Consider the following 24,203-nt stretch of genomic DNA (forward strand, 5'->3'; position numbering starts at 1 on the left):
TCACACTTGTTCTTGTGCGCCGATAAGGTCGGTCGGCTTCCCAAAATAGTACCCCTGAAACTCATTCACGCCATACTCTTTGAGCAGTTCAAAAATCTCTTCATTCTCCACATACTCCGCAACCGTGGTGATGCCAAGTTCACGTGCAAAACTGATGATGCTTTTTACCAAAATCTTTGAATTTTCATCACTTAAGATATTGCGTATAAGCGAACCGTCAATCTTAAGATAGTCAGGTTTTATCTCTAGGATATGCACATAGTTTGCATAGCCGCTGCCAAAGTCATCTATGGCGATAAGAACGCCGATTGCTCTTAGTTTTTTGACCACTTCAAGGAGTTTTTCGAAGTTTTCAACGCCCTCTTGCTCTGTTATCTCCACAACAACCCTCGATGGCGAATCAAAATTTTCCATCCCCTCCATCAATGTTTTTATGATAGATGGGTTAAAAAAATCATTTGGTAGGAAGTTGAGCGAGATGCGCTCTTTTCTGTTTTGAAAAAATTCCAAAGAGCGCCCTAAAATCTCTTTTGTCATTTTGATATACAAGTTGCTATTCATAGCAATATCCAAAAATTCGCTTGGATATAAAATCCTCTTTTTACCGCCATCAAATGCAACGATGCGCATCAATGCTTCATACTTAACAACCTTTGCGTTATGGTCGGTGATGGGTTGAAAAAACGGAATGACATTTTTATGTTCAAGCGCATGCCTGATACTTCTTTTTACTTGCACCACCGTTTGCGAGTGCTCTTTGGTATCGAGTTTTTGTGAGTAAATCATAAAAGAGAGCGACTCTTTTCGCACTTTTTTAAGTGCCATTTGTGCGTACTCCAACACATTTTCATTGTCAAACGCCACTCCTGAGTACATCTCAACGCCGATAACTTCATCTGCCTCTTTGAGGGCGATTTTAAGCACGTTTATCTTTTCATGCAGCTCTTTGAGGTTCTTAAAACATGCCTCTTCATCAAAGAAATCCTCTTTTTTAAGAAGCACAAACTCATCCGATGAGATTCTATAAGCCTCAAAACCTCTCTCTTTTGCAAAATCTCTAAAAAGTGCCGCTACTTGGATGAGCACTTCATTGCCAGCATCTACGCCATAAAGCTCATTGACAAGGCTAAACTCTTTGATATTACTCACAATAAGCGTTTTGCGATGCTTAGAAAAAAGCACATCATTGAGCGCGTATCTGTTGAGAAGTTCGGTCAAATGATCTACATAGACCTGCTTGGAAAAATAGTTTAAGATTTTGGTAAAACTTTGGTGCAACAAAAGAACCAAAACAAGCATACTTATAGCGATAAGAAAAAAGAAACGCTCCATAAATTCGGTATTTTTTTTGACAATATCTGCTATATCAAATCCTACAACCAGATACCCCGTCGTCTGCAAAAGATGGTTTTGCAAAGCGATGCTTGTATCGACTTTATAGTGTGACTTTTGGCTTGTCTGCTTTTGTAAAAAGTAGTTTTTGAGGGTTACATCGCCACGCACAAGAAGGAGATTTGCATCAATGGGCACCCCTTTTTGATCGAGCAAGATATCAAGCTGTGCTTTTTGCAGGGCGATGCCGACGTCTATCTTAAAAACTGTACCCAGCTCCTCCAAAAAAGCCTTTGGGTTGATGCCAAGTTCAACATTGCCGACATAAACATCCTTGTAAAAGATGGGTTTACTCAAGCGGTATGTCATCTCCAGATTTCCCACTTCAAAACCACTTAGCGGACGTCTTAAGAGACCTGTATCGACTATGAGGGCGCGTTTTTCGTTGAGTGCATCTCCATAATACTCTGGCTGATGGGCACGAAAAAGAGTGATATTCTCAGTGGAGCGAAATGTAAGAATTTCTACATCATACTCCAACTCTTTAAGCCGTTTATAGTAGGGAGTGATGATTTTTTCAAGCGCCTCATAGTCTCTTCTAGCCACAGCCTCTGCCAACCCATCTGCCGCAACGATGTTAGCAAGTTTGAAACTTAGGTCATCTTCACTCTTTTGGACATTTGCCAAAAAGAGGTTCTTTGTCCCCGAAGCCACCCTCTCAAACTCCTCCGATACAGCTTTTTGAAGCTGCTGCTCTAAAAGCATATAGATACCAAAAAGTGAAAACAAAAGTATGAAAAGCGTCAAAATCAGCGTATTGCGTTTGATTGTATTTGGAAGAAGCATCACTCTCTTTTGTTATGAAAATTTTTTAAAATCAAATTGTATCTCTCTTTATCTTAATCTATTTTTTTAAGCTTGGATTTAATTGCAAAAATCATTGAAAGAAGTTTATGATAAAACAATCTCAAAATTTTCACAAAAATTACACAAATATTGGTAATAATTAGAATTCTAAAACCCTACTTTGTGGACACTTTATGAAAAAAACCATTATTCTTTTTCTCTCTTGTTTTACCCTTTACGCAAAGACGCTTACACTTGATGGGTGTATAGAAGCGACATTGCAAAACCATCCCGATATCAAAAAACTCTCTTTGGGCAGCTTGCAAAGCAACTCTTTGGTCGATATCGCCAAAGCGGACTATCTGCCTCAGCTCAACTTAAGTGCGCAGTACAACCCGCACAACACCTTTACCATGCCCCAAAACGGCACGTTTAACACCATCGAGGATGACAACTTTGTAGCAGAGGCAAAGGTAACGCAAAAGATTTACGATTTTTCCAAAACCACCTCAACCATAGAAGCCTATGAAAAAAACAAAAACATCGCCGCACTCTCGCTTGAAGAGGCAAAAGCTCTTCTTGTCTTTAGTGTAAAAAATCTCTACAACAAAGTACTTTTCCAGACAAAAGCACTTGAGACGAGACAAAAAGATATAGAGACAAAAGAGGAGCTTTACAAACAAGCAGAGGCTCTTGTGCGTGAGGGGCTAAAAACAAAAGCGGATGCTTCAAGCATGTTAAGTGCGCTCTACAACGCAAAAGATGCTTATGCCACAACAAAAGCCGAACTTCACAAGGCAGTGGCAACGCTCTTTTTATATATGGGAGAAGAGGCGGATTTTGGCGTGACACTAGAGGAGAGTGCACCTATAACACTTCAAGGCGCAAACGCACTGGATACTATCTTTGCAAAAAACCCCTCGCTTTTGGGTTTAAATGAGCAAATCACAAGAGACACGCTCCTCTACAACGCTTCAAAAGCCGCAAATTACGGCTCTGTTGATGCGGTAGCCTCTTATACCTATCAAGATTCGCTAAACGAGTACGACACTTCCATGGTCGGCATAGGCATAAACATACCACTCTATAACGGTGGCAGACTAAGTGCGCAAAACGAGTACGCACGCATAGAAAAAGAGAGAACAAAAGAGTCCTACAGAGCAAAAAAACTCCAACTTGAGGAGCAGACACTAACACTTCTAGCCGATTTGGAACGTTACAAGGCAACCATCGAGGCAAAAGAGGCACTCATCGACTCATCCCTTGCAACCAAAGAGGTAGTTGAGGCACGCTACAAAGAGGGGCTTTCAACATACATAGAGGTTTTGGATGCGGCAACAACCCATCTTCAAGCACGCCTTGGACTTCTTGAAGCGAGATTTGCGCTACAAAACATTAAAAACAATTTAGAGTATTTACAAGGAGAGAAAAAATGAAAAGTTGGATAAAGTACACGCTTATCGCCGCCGCTATCATCGCCGGAGGTGCGATATTTTACAAAAAAGTGTATGTTGTCAAATCAACTTTTGAGATGACGCAACCCACAAAAGGCGACCTTAAAGTCTCTGTTAAAGGTATCGGAAATGTTGACGCAAAAAACATCTATGCCATCACGGCGCAAAGCGGAGGACGCATAGAGGAGATACACTTTGATGAGGGGATGTGGGTCAAAAAAGGGGATTTACTCCTTAGCATCGATGCAGTTGAGCTTCCATCACTCATAGGCGAGGCAAAAGCAACGCTTCAAAAATCTTCCCATGAAGCCGCTTCCGCCAAAGAGAACATAGCAAGTTTGGAAGCGCAAAAGGTGCTTCTTGAAGCTACACATGAACGCCACAAAAAGCTTTTGGAGCAAAAATTTGTCTCTCAAGCGGAGTATGACAAAGCAAAAAGCGACCTAGACAACATCAAAGCGCAGATGAACTCACAAAGAGCAAAAATCGCCTCCGCCGCTTCAGAAGAGCAGCGTATGCAAAAAAACATAGAAGCTCTCCAGACAAAACTTGAGCGGCTAAAAGTTTATGCGCCTGTTGATGGTTATATCATCTCAAAAGAGGCGGAAAAAGCCTCTTATGTTCTGCCATCAACCGTTATCTTTAAAATCGTTGACCCCACCACGCTTTGGGTGCGTGCCAACATAGATGAGAGAGTTGCGCAAAGTGTAAAAGTTGGACAAAACGCATCCATCAAACTCCGCTCCAAACCAAACGAAAAACTCAAAGGAACACTCCAGCGTGTAGTTGCCATGAGCAATGCAGTAACTTTGGAACGTGAGGTAAACATCGGTTTTGATGCTACACCTGAGACTTTTTATATCAACGAACAAGCAGAGGTTAACATTCACGTAGCAACACACAAAGATGTTCTCAAAGTCCCTATGAAACTTTTAAGCAAATACAACGGCAAAAAAGGTCTCTGGGTAGCAGAGGGCGACAAAGCCTACTTCAAAGAGGTCTCTATTCTGGCGCAAAACGATGAAGAGGCGGCGATTAGTTCGGGCATAGAGGCAGGTGCGGAGCTTTTAGTGCCAAAGATAAACAACAAACCGCTTAGTGATGGAATGAAGATTTTTCGATGATTGATTTAGCCAGAAGAGACATAGAGCATACACTCGGCAAGTTTTTAGTCACCGCCATGGGGGTGGGGATGCTCCTTGGGATAGTCCTTATTATGATTGGGGTTTACCGCGGGATGATGGTGGATGCGGAGATTTTGCTTGATGATATCAGTGCAGATTTGTGGATAGTGCAAGAGGACACACTTGGACCTTTTGCCGAATCCTCCCGTGTACACGAAGACCTTAAAGATATCATCTATGTGATGGATGGCATAGAGACAAGCGAGGCGATGACATTTCAAAACATCCAGCTTCCACGAGCCGAAAAACCGGTGCGTGTTGTTGCAGTGGGGTATGACATAAGAGGTGTTATCAACCCTGTTAACCCAAAAAGACTTATAGCAGGACGAGACATAAAAAACGACCACTATGAAATCGTCGTCACGGACAAAACAGGCTTTAAACTAGAGGATAAAATCAAGCTTGGACGCAACCTCTACACCGTCGTGGGCATCACGCACAGCACCGTCTCTAACGGCGGCGACCCGCTTGTTTACATCAGCCTCAAAGATGCGCAGGATTTGCAGTTCTCCTACTCAAACAAAGAGATTCAAAACAATATCGCGCGAGGTGTGAAAAACTCCGAAACCTTTATGGTAAATGTTATCGTCGCACGCATAAAAAGCGGCTATGATGCAGAGGATGTGGCAAAAGATATACGCAAATGGCAGCACAAAAGTGTCTATACCGCCGCACAGCAAAAGACGATTCTCACCAAAAACCTTATAGAAAAATCATCAAAACAGATAGGGCTTTTTACTGTTATCTTAGTTATCGTCTCCACCATCATCATCGCACTCATCATCTACACGATGACGCTGGAGAAGATGAAAGAGATCTCCATCATGAAGCTTATGGGGCTTCCAAACTCGCTTATCATCTCCATGATTGTCAAAGAGACACTCCTTCTTGGTGTTTTTGCTTTTATCTTTGGCAACATCTTTGCGCATCTTGTTTATGACAGGTTTCCAAAACGTATCGTGCTTGAGATTCCCGATGCGTGGGGGCTTTTTGGCGTTGTTCTCATCGCCTCCATCCTCGCCTCTTTTGTAGGTGTCAAAAAAGTTATCAGTGCCGACCCATCAGCGGCAATAGGAGGGTGAGATGCAAGAGACAGCCATAAAAGTGCAAAATCTAGTCAAAAATTTTGGCAAAGGCGACAACCTTGTCAAAGTCATAGAAAATGCCTCTTTTGAAGTCAAAAAAGGGGAACTCGTAGCCCTCATAGCTCCAAGCGGTGCGGGAAAAACTACACTTCTCATGATGATAGGATGCGTGCAAGAGCCGACAAGCGGAGAGATTTGGCTAGGCGAAGAAAAAGTTTACGACAACAAATGGACAGCAAAAGACACACGCAAGATCCGCCGAGAAAAGATAGGCTTTATCTTTCAAGCCCACTACCTCATCCCGTTTTTAAACATCATAGAAAACATCACGCTTCTGCCCCAGACCAACAAAGTAAGCGAAAAAGCGGCAAAACAAAAAGCGATGGAACTCTTAGAGTACCTCGACATCGCCGACAAAGCCCACGCCATGCCATCGCAACTCTCAGGCGGACAAAACCAAAGAGTAGCCATCGCCCGAGCCCTAGCCAACAACCCCCAAATCATCCTAGCCGACGAACCCACCGCCGCCCTTGATGCACAGCGCTCCATAAGTGTCATCAAGATGCTCAAAAAAATAGCCGAGGAGCAAAACGTAGCCATCATCACCGTAACCCACGATGACCGCATCCTCCCATACTTTGACAAAATCATGAAGATAGAAAACAGAGGGATTGTGTTTCACGAGTTAGAGGGGGAGAGGGTTATCTAATCCACAATTATTTCACGACCTTATATCATAATGTCTCAAATCAAAACAAAGGATACAAGATGAAGAAGGTTTTACTTGCGTTAGTGTTACTTGGCACTTTTAGTATGGCGGAAGAGAGTTTTGCTACGCATGAGGCGAAAATGCAGCAGATGCAAGAGCGTACGCAAAAGCAAGACGGCACAGGAGAGCAAAAAAGAAACAAAAACCAAAACGGTTCAGGAAAATCGGAAAAAGCAGGCTCAGGTCCAAAAGATGGTACGGGTAACCAGTACAAAGGCGCAAACGGCGGCGGAGGGAGAAAATAAGATGGAAATTCAGTCAAATGGCATGATGCAACAGATGCAGATGAGAAAAATGGACGGTTCAGGTGGCGGACAAGGCGACATGAGAGATATCATGCAAAATCTTCCCGAGGAAGAGAGAAGCGCTATCAAAGAACAGCTTAGTGCTATGACGCAAGAAGAGAGAGCAGCGGCTGTTGAGGAGATGAAAAGCGTGGATGCAACTACACTTAGTTCACAAGACTACACGCAAGCACTTCTGGACATTTTAAACAAAACAAACAAGCAAACAGCTCCAAGCGAGGGCTTCTCCGTATATGCGTAAAAAATTTTAGGTATAATCTTTTATGAAAATTTTATACCTAGAAGATGATATTGCCCTCTCTGAAACCGTTGCGGAGTTTTTGTGCGATGAGGGGTTTGATGTGGTGAGCGTTTATGATGGAGAAGAGGCTTTGGAAGCGATTTTTAGGGGCAATTTTGACATGCTTTTGCTTGATGTCAACGTCCCTCACATCAACGGATTTAAGCTTCTTAGCGAGTTGCGCGAGGCAAACATAACGACACCTGCCATCTTTACCACCTCCCTCAATAGCATAGACGACCTCTCAAAGGGGTATGACGCCGGTGCGGATGACTACATCAAAAAGCCATTTGTTCTAAAAGAGCTGCTCTTTCGCATCAAGGCTCTTTTGAAGCGGGAGTTTAAAACACAAAACGAAGTGACGCAAATCACACAAGAGATTTGCTTCAACACGCTTACGCATGAGCTGATTTTGCATGACCAAAAAGTTCTGCTCCACCCAAAAGAAGTTTTGCTTTTAAAACTGCTTCTCAAACATAAAAACGAGTGTGTCTCTTTTGAAGAGATTTACCAAAATGTCTGGTCTTTTGAGGCATCACACAGCGACATGAGCCTTAGAACCTACATAAAAAACCTGCGCAAGCATCTCGGAAAAGAGAGAATTTTGAGCATCAAAAAGGTGGGGTACAAATTTGTACAAGAGTGAAAAACAGACTATTTTTTATGTGCTGGGACTCTACCTCAGCTCCACTCTTCTGCTCATTTTTACGCTTTTTGGCAGTTACTACTTTTACAAGCTTGATGAGAGAACCCACAGTGAGAAGAAGATTTTAAAAGAGTTGAGCTTGGAGCTTGAAGAGAGACTTCTTGAGGTTCATGAAAACAGCGATACAAAGTACGAATACCCACGATTTGAGCAGTTTAAGAGTGCCATTTACGACATAGACAAAAACCTCATCTTCTCCACACTCCAAAAACCACCAAAAAATCTGGAGCAAGAACTCTTCTTTGAAGATGGCAATATTTACTACATCGCTTCGCTCAAACCCTACTATCTCGGTGCCGCTTACGCCGTGATAGAGAAAAAACAAGAGCCGCTCAACATCATGGGCGACCTCGTCATGGCGGCACTTCTTGTTGTTCTCATCGCTCTTGTAACCTCCTTTTTTCTTGTCAAACTTGTTTTGCGACCTCTGCGCAACACCCTGCATCTGCTTGACAACTTCATCAAAGAGACCACACATGAACTCAACACACCCATCACAACCATCCTCACCAACATTGAGACGTTAGAGGGTGCGGAGTGTAACGAGAAGTCCATGAAAAAGCTCCAGCGCATCAAAACAGCATCCATGACCATCTCCAACCTCTATCAGGATTTGGTCTATCTGCTTCTCAACCACCAAGTCGCCTCGCAAAACCAAACGCTCAACCTCTCCGAGATTGTAAGCCAAAGAGTGTATTACTTCTCAGATATGGCAAATGCGAAAAAACTAACCCTTGATACAACGCTCCAAGATGATGTCCATTTTTTTGCCGACAAACAAAAGATGGAGCGTCTTATCGACAACATCCTCTCCAATGCCATCAAATACACAAACAGAGCCACCACCATAACCATCACGCTTACGCCCTCCTCTTTGAGCGTACAAGACGAAGGTGGCGGCATGAGCCAAGAGGAGATAAGCAGGATTTTTGAGAGGTACAGCAGATTTGACAAGACACAGGGCGGTTTTGGCATCGGGTACAGCATCATCAAGTCCATCGTTGATGAGTACGGCATGCGCATCGCCATAGATTCGGAGCAAAAAAAAGGGACAAAGGTAACACTCACATGGTAAAAATCACGCTTCTAGCCCTCTCACTTGTCACTCTTTTAAGTGCTTCAAGCTTTGAAGAAAACTGCCTCAACTGCCACTCCAGAGACTTCAAATTTGCCATGATGATGAAAAAATACACCCAAAAGTACAGCAGCGAACGCAAAATCAAAGAGGCAATCTTTGAATACCTCAAAAACCCAAGTGCCGACAAATCCGTTCTCCCCTACGAGTACATAAACAGATTTGGCGTCAAAGAAAAAACCACGTTAGATGACGCAACACTAAGAGAGATGATAGATGTTTACTACCAAATGTTTAACATGAAAGAGAAGATTTATTAGACTTCTTTCGCAGAACCTGAATCCTGAAACACAAACCGTCATTCTGAACTTGATTCAGAATCTAAAAAATCAAATACTTTGAACAAATCACAAACTAGATTCCAAGTCAAGCTTGGAATGACGAAATACCAGTCATCCTGAAAACAACCCGTCATCCTGAACTTGATTCAGGATCTTTGCTATTATTTCCCTCTCACCATATGAAAAACCTTCACAACCGCCAAAACAACCACACCGATAACCACCCCAAGCAGCAGTTCATTGACAACAGCAGGAACGCCCTCTAAAAAGTAGTGGTGCAAAAACTCCACCTTATGCGCAAGGATGCCCCCACCCACCAAAATCATCGCAAATGTCCCCACAAACGCAAGCGTTTTTATAAGTTTTGGCATAGCGTTTATAAGAAAACCACCGCTTCTCTCATGCCCTTTGTCGATAAGCCAAAACCCAACATTGTCCATACGAACTATCATCGCAACAAACCCATAAACCCCAAAAGTAGCCACAAGTGCCACAATGACCACAGAAGCCACTTGCACCCCAAAAGATTTCTCCGCCACAGCCGCAAGAGCGATAACGACTATCTCCACAGAGAGGATAAAGTCCGTTAAAACCGCCGACTTTATCTTCTCCTTTTCTATCTCCAAAATCGTCTCAGGCGTGGAGTGCAACAACTCCTCTTTGTCCTCATGATGCTCTTTGTGAAAAAGCCACTCCTCTATCTTCTCCACCCCCTCATAAAGCAAAAAAAGCGCACCAAAAACAAGGATAACCGTGATAAGAGCAGGCGCAACCGCACTCAAAACAAAAGCCACAGGCAAGATAATCACCTTATTTTTAAGCGATCCTTTCGTAATAGCCCAGATAACAGCAAGCTCCCGAGACTGCTCAAACCCCGTCGCCTTTTGCGCATTAACCGCCAAATCATCCCCAAGTATAGCCGCCGTCTTCTTAGTAGCCACCTTACTAGCCACCGCCACATCATCAGCCAACATAGCGATATCGTCTAAAAGTAAAAAAATCCCTGATGCCATTTATATTTCCTTATTTAAACTCTGTTTTAACTCATCTTCTATCATTTGGATAGTCGGCAAGCTTGACTCAAACTCTTTTGGTAAAACCTCCGTCAATTCATACTCCGATATACCGATTGGCTGCGACATATTTCTCAGTGAATACTCAGCTACTATCTCATTTTTTTCTTGACAAAGGATAAGCCCAATCGTCGGTTTGTCTTCTTTGTGAGCCAAAATCCCATCTATTGCAGAACAGTAAAAATTAACTTGCCCCGAATATTCAGGCTTAAATTTACCTTTTTTAAGCTCAACAACCACATAACATCGAAGTTTTAGATGATAAAAAAGCAAGTCAATATAAAAATCATCCTCGCCAACTTCAAGCTTATACTGTCTGCCGACAAATGCAAAACCGCTTCCAAGTTCTATGAGAAACTTTTCCATATGTTTGATCAGATTTGACTCAAGTTCTCTTTCTAAAAAAGGCTCGGCAATAGTTAAAAAATCAAATAAATAGGGGTCTTTAAATGATTGTTGCACCAAATCGCTATCTTGCGGAGCTAAAATATTTTTAAAGTTTGATGCAAGCTTTCCCTCTCTTTTATGCAGTTGGTTCTGTATCATCAAAACCAACACATCCCTACTCCAACCATGTTCAAGAGTTTTTTGCATATACCAATATCGCAAATCTATATCTTTGATTTTCTCTATTAAAATTACATTATGCGACCAAGGAATTTGTGCCACTATGGGTGGCATTATCTCATCATCCATTTGTGCCACCGCCTGTGGCACTTTTTCAAAAGGCTGTGTATATTCCTTATAAAAACGCAACATTCTTTTAATATTTCTAGTAGAAAAACCGCCAAGCTCTGGAAATGCACTCTTGATATCATGACTAAGATTGTCAATAACCTTCGCACCCCACCCAAGCTCTTTTTGTTTTTGGCTTATCCTCTTCCCAATACGAAAATAAAGCAGTATCATCTCTTTATTTACACTATTGATAGCCCTTATCTGCGATGACTTTATCTGCTGTTTTATCTCTGCTAAAAAAGAGTTGTAGTCATTTTGTGTTTGCATGTCATTCATTGCTGTTCTTTTTATTTAATATATCTACGGCTTTGTAGAAAAAATTTTGAGAGTCAAAGTCAAATCAAAATATAGCTCTCATTCTCTTCTTTGAACATTCAAAAATTATAGCAACTTGCACTCATAAAAAGCAAACTTGCTATCAACCGAGATAATTTTGCATCTGTTTGTCATGGCTTGAGCGATTATCATTCTGTCAAAAGGGTCACGGTGATGCAGGGGCAAAGTTCCCAAAAGCATAGCACTTTTTGCGTCAAAGTCAAGTACCTTGATTCCCATGACATGAAGAACCTCATCCATATCAAAATCAACTTCAAGGTTACCGATTGATTTTTTTATCATGATTTCAGCGATGCTCATAGCACTAAAGTATATCGTGTTATCCAAATCTTTGAGATACTCCATATGTTTTTCATCGACTTTTTTTGTATCGTAGATAAGCCATAAAAATATGTGCGTATCTATGAGGATATTCATATTTTCGCCCCATAAAATATCTCATTTATAGCGTCATTCTCATCATCAAAATCATCCGGTACACGGCATCTTCCCTCATGTATCCCAAAAATTCTCTGCTTCTTTTCCTCTTCATAGGGGACGAGCATCGCTACTTTTTTGTGCTTTTTTCCATACTCTATGACATACTTTTCGCCAAAATTTTGCACTCTCTCAAGGATAGATGAAAACTCCGCTTTAAACTCTCCGACTTGTATTGTCTGCATGAAAATATCCTCACATATCAGATTTTTATCATTATAGCTTACTATTTGTCAAGTTGTCAAACAAATAAATTCACCCCAAATCCTGCGTCTTTAAAATCCATCTCACATAAACCGCACCCACTAAAAACCCAGCACCCATTAGCCATGCGATGAACTCCAGCGAGTAGCCGTTTGTCGCCAAAAATCCTATCATAAAGGATGTAAATGTCGCCATCGACAAAAAGAGCATGTCGTTGTATGCAACTATGCGCCCGTAGTATTTTTTGTCTATATTTTTTTGCAAAAGCGTGTAAGTATGCGACCAGAGCGTTGTTGTGAAAAAGCCCACTATCACGCTTGCAAAGAGCGAGAGGTAAAAATGCTCCATCATGTACGCCCAGAGCCAAATCGCAAAGGCTTGCGCTATAAAAACATAAACCAGCCTCTTGTCGTTGATAAATCTGCCCATAACGATTGGACCTATCACAAGCCCGATTGCTCTAAAAGCGTGCAAAAGCCCGAGTGCTAGCGATGTTGCAATGATGGAAGCGTAGTATTTGTCCACCATTAAAGCCACCAGTGCATCAAACGCGGTCAAGCCTACAAACGCATGAAGTGCCATCAGATGGAGCGCTTGCGGATTTTTTTTGAGGTACCTAAATGTATCGCCCATCATTTGCCACAGATTCTCTTTGACTTTGACAAAATCCGTCTCAAGCTTAAGCGTATAAAGAAGCCAAAAACCGACCACAAACATAAGCGCATCAAGCACAAAAGCCACCTTTATCCCAAGCCAAAAAACGACAAATCCGCTAAGTGCCATCCCCAAAGTGTAGGAAAATGACCAGATGATAGAGTGAAGCTCATTTGCTTTTTGCAGCCTCTCTCCGCCAAGGATTTTGGGCAAAAGCGACATCTCGGTAGTAAAGTAAAAACTAGCCGCCGCCATTTTTAAAAATATAAGTGTATATAAAAGCCAAAGGTCGGAGACATCATCCACAAAAACAAGAAAAAGCGTCGCAAATATCTCACATGCGATTAAAATCAGCAGAAGTTTTTTTGGCTTCATACTATCTATGACAGAACCCGAAAATGGAGCCTGAATGATGCCTGAGAGAAAATGTAACATAGCCGTAAATGCCACAACCTCGGCAGAAACTCTCATCTCTAAGAGAAGCGTATAGATAGCAACATTGCTAAACCACGCCCCAAAATAGGAGATAAGCTGCACAAGCGAGAGACGTCTTAGGATGGGTTCTGATTTGAGAAGTTGTATGTATTGATTCATAAATGCAAGGGTAGCATAAAAAAAAGTTACAAAAAAATTAAACTATTTTTTTTTTCTGCCGATTTGTGATTTAATAATATTCTTAAAAGATTAAGGAGCAGGTCATGGATGGCATAGCAAACGTTGCGAGACAGCAGCAATCACAAATGAAATCAGCACAAGTAGAGCAAGCAGCAGTTGAACAGGCAAAGGTGCAACAGCCAAAGCAGGTGGATTTAGTCAAGGAGATGCAAAAAGAGACATCAAACACCTCTGAGAAAATCAACTCAAAAGAGCAAGTGCAAGATTTAGTAGAACAACTTAACAGAGCACTAGCACCGATGAGTACCAACATAAAGTTTGGCGTTGATCAACAAGATGTTTTTTATGTATCAGTCATAGAATCTGAAACTAGCAAAATGATACGCAGATTTCCTGCAGAACAAGCAGCAGATTTCCTCCCAAAAATGCGTGAAGTAACGGGCATACTATTTGACTCAAAAGGGTAAGTAACGCCCTTTTGATTTCCCTTTTTTACTCTCATCTCCTCTCGCAACCCTTTGGTAACCATAGTTTAATACTTTTTATAGTAAAATCGCGCAAATTATTTTGCTTACAAAGGTTTTATCATGAAAAGAGAAGTTAAAAAAGTAGTTCTTGCATACTCCGGCGGGCTTGACACTAGCATCATTCTTAAATGGCTACAAGATGTTTATAACGCAGAAGTTGTCACTTTTACTGCCGATCTTGGGCAAGGCGAAGAGGTAGAACCGGCACGTGTAAAAGCTTTGGCGATGGGGATTAAACCTGAAAACATTTTCATTCTTGACATCAAAGAAGAGTTTGTCAAAGACTATGTTTTCCCAATGTTTCGTGCTAACGCTATCTATGAGGGCGAGTACCTTCTTGGAACTTCTATAGCTAGACCGCTTATCGCAAAAAAACAGATAGAGATTGCAAAACAGGTGGGAGCTGACTCAGTGAGCCACGGAGCAACAGGAAAAGGTAACGATCAAGTACGTTTTGAGCTTGGTTATCTTGCACTCAATCCTGACATTACCGTTATCGCTCCTTGGAGAGAGTGGGATTTGAACTCAAGAGAATCACTTCTTGCCTATGCAAAAGAGCATGGCATAGAGATTTCACAAAAACATATGGATGAAAACGGAAACCCAAAAGTTTCTCCATACTCGATGGATGCAAATCTTCTCCACATCTCTTATGAGGGTCTTCACCTAGAAAATCCAAATGCAGAGCCTGAAGAGTCTATGTGGCTATGGACAACTTCTCCGGAAAATGCTCCTGATGCACCAGAATACATCACTATAGAGTACAAAAACGGCGACCCTATTGCTATAAACGGCGAAGCGATGAGTCCAGCGACTATCCTTGCGACGCTTAACGCATACGGCAACAAACACGGTATCGGTAGAGCTGACATAGTGGAAAACAGATATGTAGGTATGAAAAGCCGCGGATGCTATGAGACTCCGGGCGGAACGATTATGCTAAAAGCTCACCGTGCTATCGAGTCTATCACGCTAGACCGTGAAGCGGCACACGCAAAAGATGAGATTATGCCAAAATACGCAAAACTCATCTATCAAGGGTACTGGTTCAGTCCGGAGAGAGAGATGCTTCAAGCGGCAATCGACAAAACACAAGAGCATGTAGAGGGAACGGTCAGACTTAAACTCTACAAAGGAAATGTAAGCGTTGTGGGGAGAGAGTCTAAAAAAACTCTTTTCAACCCTGAATACTGCACATTTGAAAAAGATGAAGTTTATAACCAAAAAGATGCTCAAGGCTTTATCAAGCTTAACGCACTTAGATTTATTATCGCCGGAAAAGCTAGAAAATAAAAAATCCCCTACAAGGAGAGAGAGATGAGCATTATCAAGATAGATATGAACTCCCCTGAGTTTCAGGCGGAGATGCAAAAAACCATAGAGTTTACAGACAAAGTCAACAAGCAGTTTGGCTGGGTTTACAACCCTCAAGCAGAAGTAAATGAGGGCGTACAGATGGGTCTTGCGAGAAACAAGATGATGTACGGCAAGAGATTTTGTCCATGTTTTATGGTTGAGACGGTTGATGGCAAACCAAAGAGCGTAGAAGACCGCATTTGCCCATGTAAACCTGCGATTGAGAGAGAGATTCCAGAGGATGGAGTTTGTCATTGCGGTATCTACTGTACACCTGAGTATGCGGCAAAAAAAGCAGCAGAGATGGGGATGGAGGAAGCAGTACACACGCACTCCAGAGGGCTTACAAAAGAGGAAGCGCAAACCCTTGTCAACGAGAGAGAGCTTGACAGCGATGAGCTAACATCTTTACTTGAAGCAAGAGCGCTTGGAATGGTTGATTTTAAGCTTGTCGATGTGCGTGAGCACATGGAGTGGCAGATGGGACATATCAAAGGAGCTGACAAACTTGTTCCAACAAGCAGTTTCTTTGCAGCGCTTGACAATGCAAAACTAAACAAAAATGAAAATATTATAGTTTACTGCCATGTCGGCAGCAGAAGCGCACACTGTGCAAGAATTTTGCGAGATATGGGATATACAAAAATGGGCAATTTAACTTACGGCATCGTCTCATACGGTGGCGAGATAGAGAGATAAAATGAAAATATTACTTATAAAAGATGTAAAAACACTCGGTAAAGCAGGTGAGGTAAAAGAGGTAAAAGACGGTTACGGTCAAAACTTTTTAATAGCTAAAGGTTTTGCAAAACACGCAACGACAGAGATTTTAGCACAACACAAAGAAGAAGAGCGTCTAGCAGCTGAAAACTTGGCAAAAGAGATAGCATCACTTAAAGAGCTAGCTACAAAACTTGATAAAGCTAAAATCGTTATCAGAAAAAAAGTGGGACAAAACGGACATCTTTTTGGTTCTATCACTAAAGATGAAGTTGCGCATGCACTTTTAGAGCAACACTCTGTTGAGATTGACAAAAAGCACATCACAGACAAACTCTCTATCAAGAGCGTTGGCGAGCATACCCTAGACCTTAAACTCGGACATGCCATCCATGCAACACTCCACGTAGAGGTAGTCGGCGAATAATGTTTGACGCAACAACCATACTTGCCTATAAGGGCAAAAACAGAGCAGTCATCGGCGGAGATGGTCAGGTAACGTTTGGAAACAGTGTCCTAAAAGGCAATGCTACAAAAATCCGTACACTTCATAACGGCAAAATTCTAGCCGGTTTTGCAGGAAGTACGGCGGATGCTTTTAATCTGTTCGATATGTTTGAAGACTTTTTAGAGGCAAAAAAGGGCGATATTTTAAAGTCAGTCGTTGAGTTTTCCAAAGCTTGGCGCAAAGACAAAGTTCTTCGCCGTCTTGAAGCGATGATGATAGTACTCAACAACGAACATATCTTTATCCTTACGGGCAACGGCGATGTTGTAGAGCCGGAAGACGGGCAAATCGCCTCCATAGGAAGCGGCAGCAACTTTGCACTCTCTGCCGCACGCGCTCTTAAAAAACATGCCTCGCTAGATGAAGTCGAACTTGTCAAAGAGAGTTTGAGTATTGCAGCAGATTTGTGTATCTACACCAACCATAACATTAAAATTCTTACACTAGATGGAGAAGAGAGTTGCAATTAACCCCAAAAGAGATAGTTGAGTACCTAGACAAATACGTTATTTCACAACACAATGCCAAAAAGACCATTGCTCTTGCTCTTAGAACAAGATATAGAAGAATGCAGCTAACTCCTGAACTTCAAAACGACATCACACCCAAAAACATCCTTATGATTGGCTCAACAGGTGTCGGCAAAACAGAGATTTCAAGAAGACTTGCAAAAATGATGAAAGTTCCTTTTATCAAAGTTGAAGCAAGCAAATATACAGAGGTCGGCTTTGTCGGTCGTGATGTCGAGTCGATGATTAGAGACTTAGTTGTTGCATCTATCGCCATTGTCAAAGCAGAAAAAGAGGAAGAGCAAAAAGAGAAGATAGAAAACTATATCTTAAACAAGATAGTAGAAAAGCTCCTTCCCCCTCTTCCATTAGGTGCGAGTGAGAGCAAAAAAGAGGATTATCAGAGACTTTTAGCAGCGATGGAAGAGAGAGTTCTCTCCGGAGAGATGGACGATAAAATCATACAGCTTGAAGTACAAAAGATTCATGTAGAGTTCAATGACACCAACCTCCCTCCAGAGATGGCAAAGGTACAAGAGTCTTTCTCAAAAGTTTTTGCGCAAATGAGCAAAGAGGACAACAAAAAAGATGTCACAGTGCGAGATGCAAAATCGATTTTAAGAGCAGAAGCAAGCTCAAAACTTCTTGATGCAACCTCCATCCACGCAGAGGCTCTTAGACGAGCTGAGGACGGCGGTATTATCTTTTTGGATGAGATTGACAAAATCGCTATCAGCGAAAAATCTCAAGGCAGAAACGACCCAAGCAAAGAGGGAGTTCAAAGAGATTTGCTCCCCATAGTAGAAGGTAGCAGCGTTAGCACAAAATACGGCGTCATAAACACCGACCATATACTCTTTATCGCAGCAGGCGCATTTCATCTCTGCAAACCAAGTGATTTGATTCCAGAACTTCAAGGCAGATTTCCGCTAAGAGTGGAGCTTGAATCCTTAACAGAAGAGACACTCTACAAGATACTCACGCAAACAAAAAACTCATTACTACATCAATATGAAGCACTTCTTAGCACAGAGGGGATGAAACTCATATTTGAAGATGAGGCGATTCGCGCAATTGCAAAACTGACACACAGAGCAAACGAAGTCACAGAAGATATCGGCGCGAGAAGACTTCACACTGTTTTGGAGAAAGTTTTGGAGGATGTAAGTTTTCATGCTGAGGAGTACAAAGACAAAGAGTTTGTCGTAACGGCGGAACTGGTACATAAAAAGCTTGATGTCGTTGTTGAAAACCATGATTTATCAAGATACATCTTATAGGAAAAAATATGACTAAAGCAGGCTTCGTCTCACTCATCGGTCGTCCAAATGCAGGTAAAAGTACCCTTATGAACTCCCTTTTGGGTGAAAACATCGCAATGGTAAGCCAAAAGGCCAATGCCACCAGAAAAAGGTCAAATGCTATTGTCATGCATGGCGAGACGCAAATCATTTTTGTTGACACCCCAGGATTACACGAGAGAGAAAAAGTCCTCAATCAGTTTATGCTTGATGAAGCACTAAAAGCGATGGGTGATTGTGACCTCATAGTCTATCTTGCTCCCATCACAGACAGTATAGAAAACTATGAAAAATTTTTAAAACTCAATAACTCCAAAGTAAAACACATTATAGTATTAAGCAAGATAGATCAAGTCTCACAAGAGAAGTTATTTAAAAAAATCGCACAATACAATGCTCTTTCAGACCATTTTGAAGCACTTATCCCAGTTGCTGTACCTAAAAAAGTCGGGCATAAAGACTTGCTTGATACTATCGCAAAATTCTTACCGGAGTCCCCATATCTTTTCGACCCGGAAGATCTCACAAGCGAGCTTGTACGAGATATCTACGCCGGCTTTATCAGAGAGGGAGTTTTTCAAAACGTAAGCGATGAGATTCCTTATGAGTCAGATGTGCTTATCGAGAAGATTTATGAAGAGAAAAATATCGACAGAATCATAGCTACCGTTATTGTAGAAAAAGAGTCCCAAAAAGGCATCATTATCGGTCGTGGCGGCGAGGGCATCAAGAGAATCGGAAAATACGCACGAGAAAAGATTGAACGTCTAAGCGGTAAAAAAGCCTACCTTGATTTACAAGTAGTTGTAAAAAAAGGGTGGACCAAAGACAAATCATACCTACAAGAGATAGGTTACAACTCATGAAGTTACTCCTTCTTTTACTATTGAACCTTCATCTTTACGCCTCAGATGTACTTACAAACTATAGACTGCATGGTATCATCAACATGGAAAAACAGATGGACTTGGAACTCTCTCAAGAGGAGTACTGGAAAACCCAAGTAGCACAAAGAGATACAACATTTGGGTATATAGAGTCTTTCAGCAATGTTCTTGCATGCGACAAAACACAATCAGCACTTCATCTCTATTCACTTGATCAAAATAAAACTTTTCAATTTAGAAAAAAGTATAGTGCATTTACTGGAAAACTCAAAGGAGACAAAGTCAAAGAGGGAGATTTAAGAACGCCAACAGGCATCTACCAAATCGTAGAAAAACTCTCTAAAGAGACAAAACTTGACCCTTTTTATGGACCTTTTGCCTTTGTTACTTCCTATCCAAATGTCTATGATACTTACAGAGGTAAAAATGGTTCAGGCATCTGGATACACGGTCTTCCCCAACAAGACAGAGATGAGTTTACCAGGGGGTGTATCGCCATCAACAACTCAAGCATTGAGTGTTTAAGTAACAATATCGACATCTCTAAAACACTTCTTATCATAGACGAATCTGAAATTAAAAAAAATATTGCGAAAGAGACTCTTGTTTCTATCTTAGCACAGCTCTATGCATGGCGCTATGCATGGATATATGATGACATAAAAAGTTATCTTAACTTCTATGCCTCTGAATTTGTGAGATTTGATGGGATGGATAGAGAAAAATTTGCAAGCTATAAAACAAGAATTTTTCAAAAAGGCGAAAGAAAAACAATCATCTTTAACGATATCAATGTCATCCCCTACCCTAATAGCTCTGACATATATGAAATCTCCTTTAAAGAGTTTTACAAATCTGACACCTTCGAGTTTACTGGTGAAAAAACATTGGTTGTTGCACTTGATGAAAATAGAAAAATCAAGATTTTGACTGAAAAATAAAAATCATGAAACTCTTTTTAGGAAAGTTTTTTCTGTTTTTAAATCTCTTTTTTGTTTCTCTTTTTGGAGATACCCAACTTATCAAAAAAGAGAACTCTGATTCTAACACAACCCTTCTTGTTATAGGCGGCATTCACGGTGATGAGCCAGGAGGCTATTTTGCCGCATCCATTTTAGCAACGCACTATAAGATACATTCAAAAAATCTCTGGATTGTTCCAAATCTCAACCAAGAGAGCATACTCAAAAACAGCAGGGGCATTCATGGTGATATGAATAGAAAATTTTCACAACTTGCACACAATGACAAAGATAAAGAGACCGTTGAAGAGATTAAAAAAATTATCACGCAACAAAATGTCTCTTTGGTCTTAAACCTCCATGATGGCAATGGATTTTACAGAAAAACGGACAAAGGAAATATCTTCAATCCAAATGCTTGGGGACAAACATGTGTTATCGACCAATGCAATCTCAGCAACCAGCCTTTTGGGGACTTAAACAAAATTGCTGCTGATATCAAAGAGAGAATCAACCAAAAGCTCATAGAAGAGCACCACACTTTTGATGTTAAAAATACCAATACAAAATTTGATGATGAGGCTATGCAACTCTCATTAACCTATTTTGCAGTAACAAACAACAAACCTGCCTTTGCCATAGAGAGCAGCAAAAACCTACCCTCTCTCTCCCAAAAAGTTTTTTACCACCTTTTAGCCATAGAGGAGTTTATGAACATTATGGATATCTCTTTTGAGAGAACATTTGAACTTAGCGAGCAAAATCTTGTTGCGATACTTGATAACTATGGTAATTTAAACATAAATAACAACATTTTTATTGATTTAACTAATATAAAAAAATTTTTAAGCTTTATTCCGATAAAATCAGAAAGTAATGCGTTTAAGTTCTCTAACCCACTCGGGAGTGTTGTTAGGGAGGGGCAAAATTTTGTTGTTTACATAGGCAACAAAAAAGTAACAACGCTAAGCCCTCAATACTTTGAGATGCTAGAGCCTTGTAAAAAAGAAAAAGAGTTTGATGTTGTTATTGATGGGAAGAAATTTTCCTTAGATTATGCTTCAGATTTTTTTGTACATGACGATTTTAACATCACTAGAAAAGATGGATATCGCGTCAATGTTATTGGTTATAAGGCAACAGGTCAAGTTGATGAGAGTGGTATAGCTATCAAGCTCCAAGATTTTGACAGGAGATTCTCTATGGATGTGGACGGTCTTGTTTACAGAGTTGAGTTTTATAAAAATGATGAATTTTGTTCTATGTCCAAAGTTCATTTTAGACAGGATAATGAAAAATGAGTAAAAAAGAACAACACTCTTTCTCCAGTGTACTTTCTATCAACCCCTACAAGGATGATTATGTTAAAGGAATTGCTGGCGCTTTAAATACAGTAGCTTCTCCAACATACAGCAAAGAACAGTATGTCATCTCTTATCTCAATACAAAAAGTTTTATCAATAGCAATATAGCGCTGAGCAAAAACATCCCGGAAGATGATTTATATGATGCTATTTACAACAAAGCGTATGATGAGCTAGGTCTTGATCAAGCTGTTATGTATCAGATTGAGTATATAGAAACTTTTAATAGACTTGATGAAGACAACAGAAACTTTCATGTGTTTATCATCGACCCTCTTATTATCAATGATGTTTTTAAGAGTGCTGTAGATAAGGTCAAATATATTGACTATATTACGCCCTCACCCTTACTACTAAAAGCACTCTATGCGAAAGAGATTATAGAAGATAGTGGTGTTCACTGTTTCATCTATTTTCAAGAAAATGATACTTTCATTACAATTTATAATGAAAAAGATTTTGTCTATACAAAGTCTATCAACTACTCGTTTGTTCAAATGCATGAGAGATTTTGTGAACTTTATGGTGAGATGGTTGAGTATGAAGATTTTATCCGCTTTCTCTCTTATGAAGATTTAAAAACAACTGATAATCCTTATAAAACGTTTGTTATTAAACTCTACAAAGAGATTTTTGCAAATATTAACGATATTTTAACTTATGTCAAAAGAGCGTTAGATATAGATAAAATCGACTCTATCTATATTGACACACAACTTCCATCATTAACAAAGATAGATGAAATGGCGGAAGTTGAACTGGGTATTAAGAGTAGTGGTTTTAACTTCAACTACGGATATCTTAGCAATGAAGCAAAGCATATAGACCATCTTCATGCCCTTATGCATCTCTATGCGTCTCTCACAGAAGCAGAGAGATATTCATGCAATTTTACCATCTACCACCGCCCTCCAAAATTTACACAAAGAGAGAGTGGACGGGCAATTATCTTCTCTATTGCTGCATTACTTGTTGCTTTCTTATATCCAGCTTCCTTTTGGACTCTTACATATGCACAATCTCTGCAGTATAAACTGCTTGAAGAAGAGTATAGAAATGTTCATATCATGAAAGTAACCAGAGAGGCGACTATCAACAGCAAAGAAGCTGAAAAAAAGAGAGTTGCTGCGTTGGTTGAGCATGAGAAGCAGGAGTATATTGATAAAAAAAATACACTCATAAAAATCCATGAAGTCAAAGTCAACTATCCTATGAAGGCTGACTTGTTGCAGATACTTACAAAAGATTTTAACACTTACGACGTCAATCTTGAAACAGCTTTTTACTCAGAAGTTGAGAAAAGTGAGAAGAGTGAAGCCTCTAAAGATTTCAAATTTGGTCTCGTCTCTGCTAGCGACAAAAAAATGACCGACTTGATCAAATACCTAACCAAAACGTACGGAGGAAAGTTCCACTTCTCTATCAATGAGATATCATTCAATAGTGAAGAGAAACTCTACTTTGGTGAGTTGAAAGTGAGTCTGCTATGAATTTTAAATTGATGATTGAAGAGATTTTGCAAAAGATAGATGCTTTTTTTAAAGAAAAATCGCAAAAAGATACTTACATGGTTTACATCATGATTTTGGCGATATTTTCTGCTGTTGCATACCCTTTTTATGAGAGTTCCCAAAATGAATTCAAAACCATAAAACAAAAGGTTGTTGATATTACAGCAAAAATTGATGCAGACAAAATTTATCTTAAAGTCAACACTGAAGCTACGGTTGCTAAACTTGAACAAGATATCAAAGGTTTAGAAAATGAATTGGTTGTTCAAAAAGACCAAAACAAGTATATCAAAGAGAGGATTGAAGAGATATCATCTCTCATTTATAACGAAAAGGCATGGGGTGAGTATCTCAACTCAGTCTCTATCCATGCTAAAAATCATGATATAAAGATACTCAACTTTACCAATACATACTCTCTAAACAACGCTGCCTCTTTTGGTCATGTACTCGACATCTCTTTGGATGTTACTGGAAATTATGTTGATACTGTAAAGTTTATTAACTCTTTAGAGCAGAGTGAGCTTGTAGTAGATGTTCACAATTTAGATATTAAAGCTCAGGAGAGACTTAATTCAAAAATTGTCATTTCAGTCTGGGGGATTACATACTAATGAAAACTCTATTCATATTATTACTCTCGCTGCTTTTATCTCACTCTCTTTTAGCTACGGAGCTAGACTGGGTCAACGAACAAATCGCAGCGATTAAGCCACCAAGAAAAAGTGTTGTCATCTCAGGAGTAAACAATCCATTTGTTTTTCTCAACAAAAACAAACCAAAAGATGAGAAAAAAGGTGCCTCTGTTGCAGCAACAAATACTACAAAACCAGTATCGACTCCTGCTGTTTTAAAAGAGAAGAAGCTTCTTACGAGTGAAGATTTTACTTTAAGTGCTATTGTCAATAAGTCAGCAATGATTAATGGAAACTGGTATAAACAGAATGATATAGTAAGTGAACATACCATTTCTGAGATAGATAGACAGTTTGTCATCCTGAAAAATCAAAAAGGCGATAGGACAATTCTCTTATCAACAGCAAACAACAAACCAACTCTAAAATTTAAAAATAAGTAGGGCAGA

Annotated in this window: 27 protein-coding genes; 21 read left to right on the top strand and 6 right to left on the bottom strand. The window is 40.3% G+C overall.

Annotation, left to right across the window (positions count from 1 at the left end; translation table 11 throughout):
- Positions 1–2,178: an EAL domain-containing protein gene (locus tag AC6H4V_RS07945; protein ID WP_497606407.1), complete on the bottom strand. Its 2,178-nt coding sequence runs from the start codon at positions 2,176–2,178 to the stop codon at positions 1–3.
- A 194-nt stretch (positions 2,179–2,372) separates the two neighbouring features.
- Here AC6H4V_RS07945 and AC6H4V_RS07950 point away from each other — a divergent pair, with 194 nt between their 5' ends.
- The 9 genes from AC6H4V_RS07950 to AC6H4V_RS07990 are packed head-to-tail and all read left to right on the top strand — an operon-like array spanning position 2,373 to position 9,356.
- Complete coding sequence (locus tag AC6H4V_RS07950; protein WP_497606408.1) at positions 2,373–3,614, top strand: TolC family protein; 1,242 nt, start codon at positions 2,373–2,375, stop codon at positions 3,612–3,614.
- Positions 3,611–4,756 (top strand): efflux RND transporter periplasmic adaptor subunit, encoded by a 1,146-nt coding sequence (locus tag AC6H4V_RS07955; protein ID WP_497606409.1) that lies wholly within the window; start codon positions 3,611–3,613, stop codon positions 4,754–4,756. Before AC6H4V_RS07950 ends, AC6H4V_RS07955 begins: the two co-directional genes overlap by 4 nt.
- Entirely contained in the window at positions 4,753–5,898 is a 1,146-nt protein-coding gene (locus tag AC6H4V_RS07960) for an ABC transporter permease (RefSeq protein WP_497606410.1), read from the top strand. Before AC6H4V_RS07955 ends, AC6H4V_RS07960 begins: the two co-directional genes overlap by 4 nt.
- Before the next feature lies 1 nt (position 5,899).
- Positions 5,900–6,610 (top strand): ABC transporter ATP-binding protein, encoded by a 711-nt coding sequence (locus AC6H4V_RS07965; protein WP_428730131.1) that lies wholly within the window; start codon positions 5,900–5,902, stop codon positions 6,608–6,610.
- A gap of 59 nt (positions 6,611–6,669) precedes the next feature.
- A complete protein-coding gene (locus AC6H4V_RS07970) occupies positions 6,670–6,915 on the top strand; it encodes a hypothetical protein (protein ID WP_497606411.1) in 246 nt (81 codons plus the stop codon).
- A 1-nt stretch (position 6,916) separates the two neighbouring features.
- Positions 6,917–7,216, top strand: a complete 300-nt coding sequence (locus AC6H4V_RS07975; RefSeq protein WP_428730135.1) for a hypothetical protein — start codon at positions 6,917–6,919, stop codon at positions 7,214–7,216.
- Between the two features lie 22 nt (positions 7,217–7,238).
- On the top strand, positions 7,239–7,901 hold the full coding sequence (locus AC6H4V_RS07980; RefSeq protein WP_497606412.1) for a response regulator transcription factor: 663 nt from the start codon (positions 7,239–7,241) through the stop codon (positions 7,899–7,901).
- Entirely contained in the window at positions 7,888–9,036 is a 1,149-nt protein-coding gene (locus tag AC6H4V_RS07985) for a sensor histidine kinase (protein WP_497606413.1), read from the top strand. The genes AC6H4V_RS07980 and AC6H4V_RS07985 overlap by 14 nt, the downstream gene beginning before the upstream one ends.
- A complete protein-coding gene (locus AC6H4V_RS07990) occupies positions 9,030–9,356 on the top strand; it encodes a hypothetical protein (RefSeq protein ID WP_428729332.1) in 327 nt (108 codons plus the stop codon). The genes AC6H4V_RS07985 and AC6H4V_RS07990 overlap by 7 nt, the downstream gene beginning before the upstream one ends.
- Positions 9,357–9,538: 182 nt before the next feature.
- Here AC6H4V_RS07990 and AC6H4V_RS07995 read toward each other — a convergent pair whose 3' ends face one another.
- The 5 genes from AC6H4V_RS07995 to AC6H4V_RS08015 all read right to left on the bottom strand — a co-directional run bounded on the left by AC6H4V_RS07995 (position 9,539) and on the right by AC6H4V_RS08015 (position 13,453).
- A complete protein-coding gene (locus AC6H4V_RS07995) occupies positions 9,539–10,390 on the bottom strand; it encodes a DUF808 domain-containing protein (RefSeq protein WP_428729331.1) in 852 nt (283 codons plus the stop codon).
- Positions 10,391–11,464 carry a PDDEXK nuclease domain-containing protein gene (locus tag AC6H4V_RS08000; protein ID WP_428729330.1) on the bottom strand — a complete coding sequence of 358 codons (1,074 nt, stop codon included), beginning with the start codon at positions 11,462–11,464 and terminating at the stop codon, positions 10,391–10,393.
- A 105-nt stretch (positions 11,465–11,569) separates the two neighbouring features.
- The gene (locus AC6H4V_RS08005; protein WP_497606414.1) at positions 11,570–11,941 is read right to left on the bottom strand and encodes a type II toxin-antitoxin system VapC family toxin; all 372 of its coding nucleotides are present in this window, start codon (positions 11,939–11,941) and stop codon (positions 11,570–11,572) included.
- The gene (locus tag AC6H4V_RS08010; protein ID WP_428729328.1) at positions 11,938–12,186 is read right to left on the bottom strand and encodes a type II toxin-antitoxin system Phd/YefM family antitoxin; all 249 of its coding nucleotides are present in this window, start codon (positions 12,184–12,186) and stop codon (positions 11,938–11,940) included. Before AC6H4V_RS08010 ends, AC6H4V_RS08005 begins: the two co-directional genes overlap by 4 nt.
- A 70-nt stretch (positions 12,187–12,256) precedes the next feature.
- Positions 12,257–13,453 (bottom strand): MFS transporter, encoded by a 1,197-nt coding sequence (locus AC6H4V_RS08015; protein ID WP_497606415.1) that lies wholly within the window; start codon positions 13,451–13,453, stop codon positions 12,257–12,259.
- 104 nt (positions 13,454–13,557) lie between these two features.
- Here AC6H4V_RS08015 and AC6H4V_RS08020 point away from each other — a divergent pair, with 104 nt between their 5' ends.
- The 12 genes from AC6H4V_RS08020 (at position 13,558) to AC6H4V_RS08075 (ending at position 24,197) form a co-directional block, all read left to right on the top strand.
- Positions 13,558–13,941, top strand: coding sequence for a flagellar protein FlaG (locus AC6H4V_RS08020; protein WP_428729326.1), 384 nt, complete (start codon positions 13,558–13,560; stop codon positions 13,939–13,941).
- Between the two features lie 120 nt (positions 13,942–14,061).
- Positions 14,062–15,294, top strand: coding sequence for an argininosuccinate synthase (locus tag AC6H4V_RS08025; RefSeq protein WP_497606416.1), 1,233 nt, complete (start codon positions 14,062–14,064; stop codon positions 15,292–15,294).
- 24 nt (positions 15,295–15,318) lie between these two features.
- A complete protein-coding gene (locus tag AC6H4V_RS08030; RefSeq protein ID WP_428729324.1) occupies positions 15,319–16,056 on the top strand; it encodes a ferredoxin-thioredoxin reductase catalytic domain-containing protein in 738 nt (245 codons plus the stop codon).
- A gap of 1 nt (position 16,057) precedes the next feature.
- The gene (gene rplI, locus AC6H4V_RS08035) at positions 16,058–16,504 is read left to right on the top strand and encodes a 50S ribosomal protein L9 (protein ID WP_497606417.1); all 447 of its coding nucleotides are present in this window, start codon (positions 16,058–16,060) and stop codon (positions 16,502–16,504) included.
- A complete protein-coding gene (hslV, locus tag AC6H4V_RS08040) occupies positions 16,504–17,055 on the top strand; it encodes an ATP-dependent protease subunit HslV (protein ID WP_497606418.1) in 552 nt (183 codons plus the stop codon). The genes rplI and hslV overlap by 1 nt, the downstream gene beginning before the upstream one ends.
- The gene (gene hslU / locus AC6H4V_RS08045) at positions 17,046–18,374 is read left to right on the top strand and encodes an ATP-dependent protease ATPase subunit HslU (protein WP_497606419.1); all 1,329 of its coding nucleotides are present in this window, start codon (positions 17,046–17,048) and stop codon (positions 18,372–18,374) included. The genes hslV and hslU overlap by 10 nt, the downstream gene beginning before the upstream one ends.
- A gap of 8 nt (positions 18,375–18,382) precedes the next feature.
- Entirely contained in the window at positions 18,383–19,261 is an 879-nt protein-coding gene (gene era, locus AC6H4V_RS08050; protein WP_497606420.1) for a GTPase Era, read from the top strand.
- Entirely contained in the window at positions 19,258–20,223 is a 966-nt protein-coding gene (locus tag AC6H4V_RS08055) for a L,D-transpeptidase family protein (RefSeq protein WP_428729319.1), read from the top strand. The genes era and AC6H4V_RS08055 overlap by 4 nt, the downstream gene beginning before the upstream one ends.
- Before the next feature lie 5 nt (positions 20,224–20,228).
- Positions 20,229–21,545, top strand: coding sequence for a M99 family carboxypeptidase catalytic domain-containing protein (locus AC6H4V_RS08060; RefSeq protein ID WP_497606421.1), 1,317 nt, complete (start codon positions 20,229–20,231; stop codon positions 21,543–21,545).
- Positions 21,542–23,098, top strand: coding sequence for a hypothetical protein (locus tag AC6H4V_RS08065; RefSeq protein WP_497606422.1), 1,557 nt, complete (start codon positions 21,542–21,544; stop codon positions 23,096–23,098). Before AC6H4V_RS08060 ends, AC6H4V_RS08065 begins: the two co-directional genes overlap by 4 nt.
- The gene (locus tag AC6H4V_RS08070; protein WP_497606423.1) at positions 23,095–23,733 is read left to right on the top strand and encodes a hypothetical protein; all 639 of its coding nucleotides are present in this window, start codon (positions 23,095–23,097) and stop codon (positions 23,731–23,733) included. The genes AC6H4V_RS08065 and AC6H4V_RS08070 overlap by 4 nt, the downstream gene beginning before the upstream one ends.
- Positions 23,733–24,197 (top strand): hypothetical protein, encoded by a 465-nt coding sequence (locus tag AC6H4V_RS08075; protein ID WP_497606424.1) that lies wholly within the window; start codon positions 23,733–23,735, stop codon positions 24,195–24,197. Before AC6H4V_RS08070 ends, AC6H4V_RS08075 begins: the two co-directional genes overlap by 1 nt.
- The last annotated feature ends 6 nt before the right edge of the window (positions 24,198–24,203 follow it).

It is taken from the genome of Sulfurimonas lacustris, from assembly GCF_059705355.1.

Excerpts from the sequence above, each read along its gene's own strand:
- AC6H4V_RS07945 (WP_497606407.1), bottom strand. The coding sequence starts at position 2,178 with ATGCTTCTTCCAAATACAATCAAACGCAATACGCTGATTTTGACGCTT.
- AC6H4V_RS07980 (WP_497606412.1), top strand. The coding sequence starts at position 7,239 with ATGAAAATTTTATACCTAGAAGATGATATTGCCCTCTCTGAAACCGTT.
- AC6H4V_RS07975 (WP_428730135.1), top strand. The coding sequence starts at position 6,917 with ATGGAAATTCAGTCAAATGGCATGATGCAACAGATGCAGATGAGAAAA.
- AC6H4V_RS08025 (WP_497606416.1), top strand. The coding sequence starts at position 14,062 with ATGAAAAGAGAAGTTAAAAAAGTAGTTCTTGCATACTCCGGCGGGCTT.
- AC6H4V_RS08070 (WP_497606423.1), top strand. The coding sequence starts at position 23,095 with ATGAATTTTAAATTGATGATTGAAGAGATTTTGCAAAAGATAGATGCT.
- AC6H4V_RS07960 (WP_497606410.1), top strand. The coding sequence starts at position 4,753 with ATGATTGATTTAGCCAGAAGAGACATAGAGCATACACTCGGCAAGTTT.
- AC6H4V_RS08065 (WP_497606422.1), top strand. The coding sequence starts at position 21,542 with ATGAGTAAAAAAGAACAACACTCTTTCTCCAGTGTACTTTCTATCAAC.
- AC6H4V_RS08055 (WP_428729319.1), top strand. The coding sequence starts at position 19,258 with ATGAAGTTACTCCTTCTTTTACTATTGAACCTTCATCTTTACGCCTCA.
- AC6H4V_RS08020 (WP_428729326.1), top strand. The coding sequence starts at position 13,558 with ATGGATGGCATAGCAAACGTTGCGAGACAGCAGCAATCACAAATGAAA.
- AC6H4V_RS08015 (WP_497606415.1), bottom strand. The coding sequence starts at position 13,453 with ATGAATCAATACATACAACTTCTCAAATCAGAACCCATCCTAAGACGT.
- AC6H4V_RS07950 (WP_497606408.1), top strand. The coding sequence starts at position 2,373 with ATGAAAAAAACCATTATTCTTTTTCTCTCTTGTTTTACCCTTTACGCA.
- AC6H4V_RS08060 (WP_497606421.1), top strand. The coding sequence starts at position 20,229 with ATGAAACTCTTTTTAGGAAAGTTTTTTCTGTTTTTAAATCTCTTTTTT.
- AC6H4V_RS07970 (WP_497606411.1), top strand. The coding sequence starts at position 6,670 with ATGAAGAAGGTTTTACTTGCGTTAGTGTTACTTGGCACTTTTAGTATG.
- AC6H4V_RS07995 (WP_428729331.1), bottom strand. The coding sequence starts at position 10,390 with ATGGCATCAGGGATTTTTTTACTTTTAGACGATATCGCTATGTTGGCT.
- AC6H4V_RS08075 (WP_497606424.1), top strand. The coding sequence starts at position 23,733 with ATGAAAACTCTATTCATATTATTACTCTCGCTGCTTTTATCTCACTCT.
- AC6H4V_RS07955 (WP_497606409.1), top strand. The coding sequence starts at position 3,611 with ATGAAAAGTTGGATAAAGTACACGCTTATCGCCGCCGCTATCATCGCC.
- AC6H4V_RS08030 (WP_428729324.1), top strand. The coding sequence starts at position 15,319 with ATGAGCATTATCAAGATAGATATGAACTCCCCTGAGTTTCAGGCGGAG.
- hslV (WP_497606418.1), top strand. The coding sequence starts at position 16,504 with ATGTTTGACGCAACAACCATACTTGCCTATAAGGGCAAAAACAGAGCA.
- era (WP_497606420.1), top strand. The coding sequence starts at position 18,383 with ATGACTAAAGCAGGCTTCGTCTCACTCATCGGTCGTCCAAATGCAGGT.
- AC6H4V_RS08010 (WP_428729328.1), bottom strand. The coding sequence starts at position 12,186 with ATGCAGACAATACAAGTCGGAGAGTTTAAAGCGGAGTTTTCATCTATC.
- AC6H4V_RS08005 (WP_497606414.1), bottom strand. The coding sequence starts at position 11,941 with ATGAATATCCTCATAGATACGCACATATTTTTATGGCTTATCTACGAT.
- AC6H4V_RS07990 (WP_428729332.1), top strand. The coding sequence starts at position 9,030 with ATGGTAAAAATCACGCTTCTAGCCCTCTCACTTGTCACTCTTTTAAGT.
- AC6H4V_RS07965 (WP_428730131.1), top strand. The coding sequence starts at position 5,900 with ATGCAAGAGACAGCCATAAAAGTGCAAAATCTAGTCAAAAATTTTGGC.
- AC6H4V_RS08000 (WP_428729330.1), bottom strand. The coding sequence starts at position 11,464 with ATGAATGACATGCAAACACAAAATGACTACAACTCTTTTTTAGCAGAG.
- rplI (WP_497606417.1), top strand. The coding sequence starts at position 16,058 with ATGAAAATATTACTTATAAAAGATGTAAAAACACTCGGTAAAGCAGGT.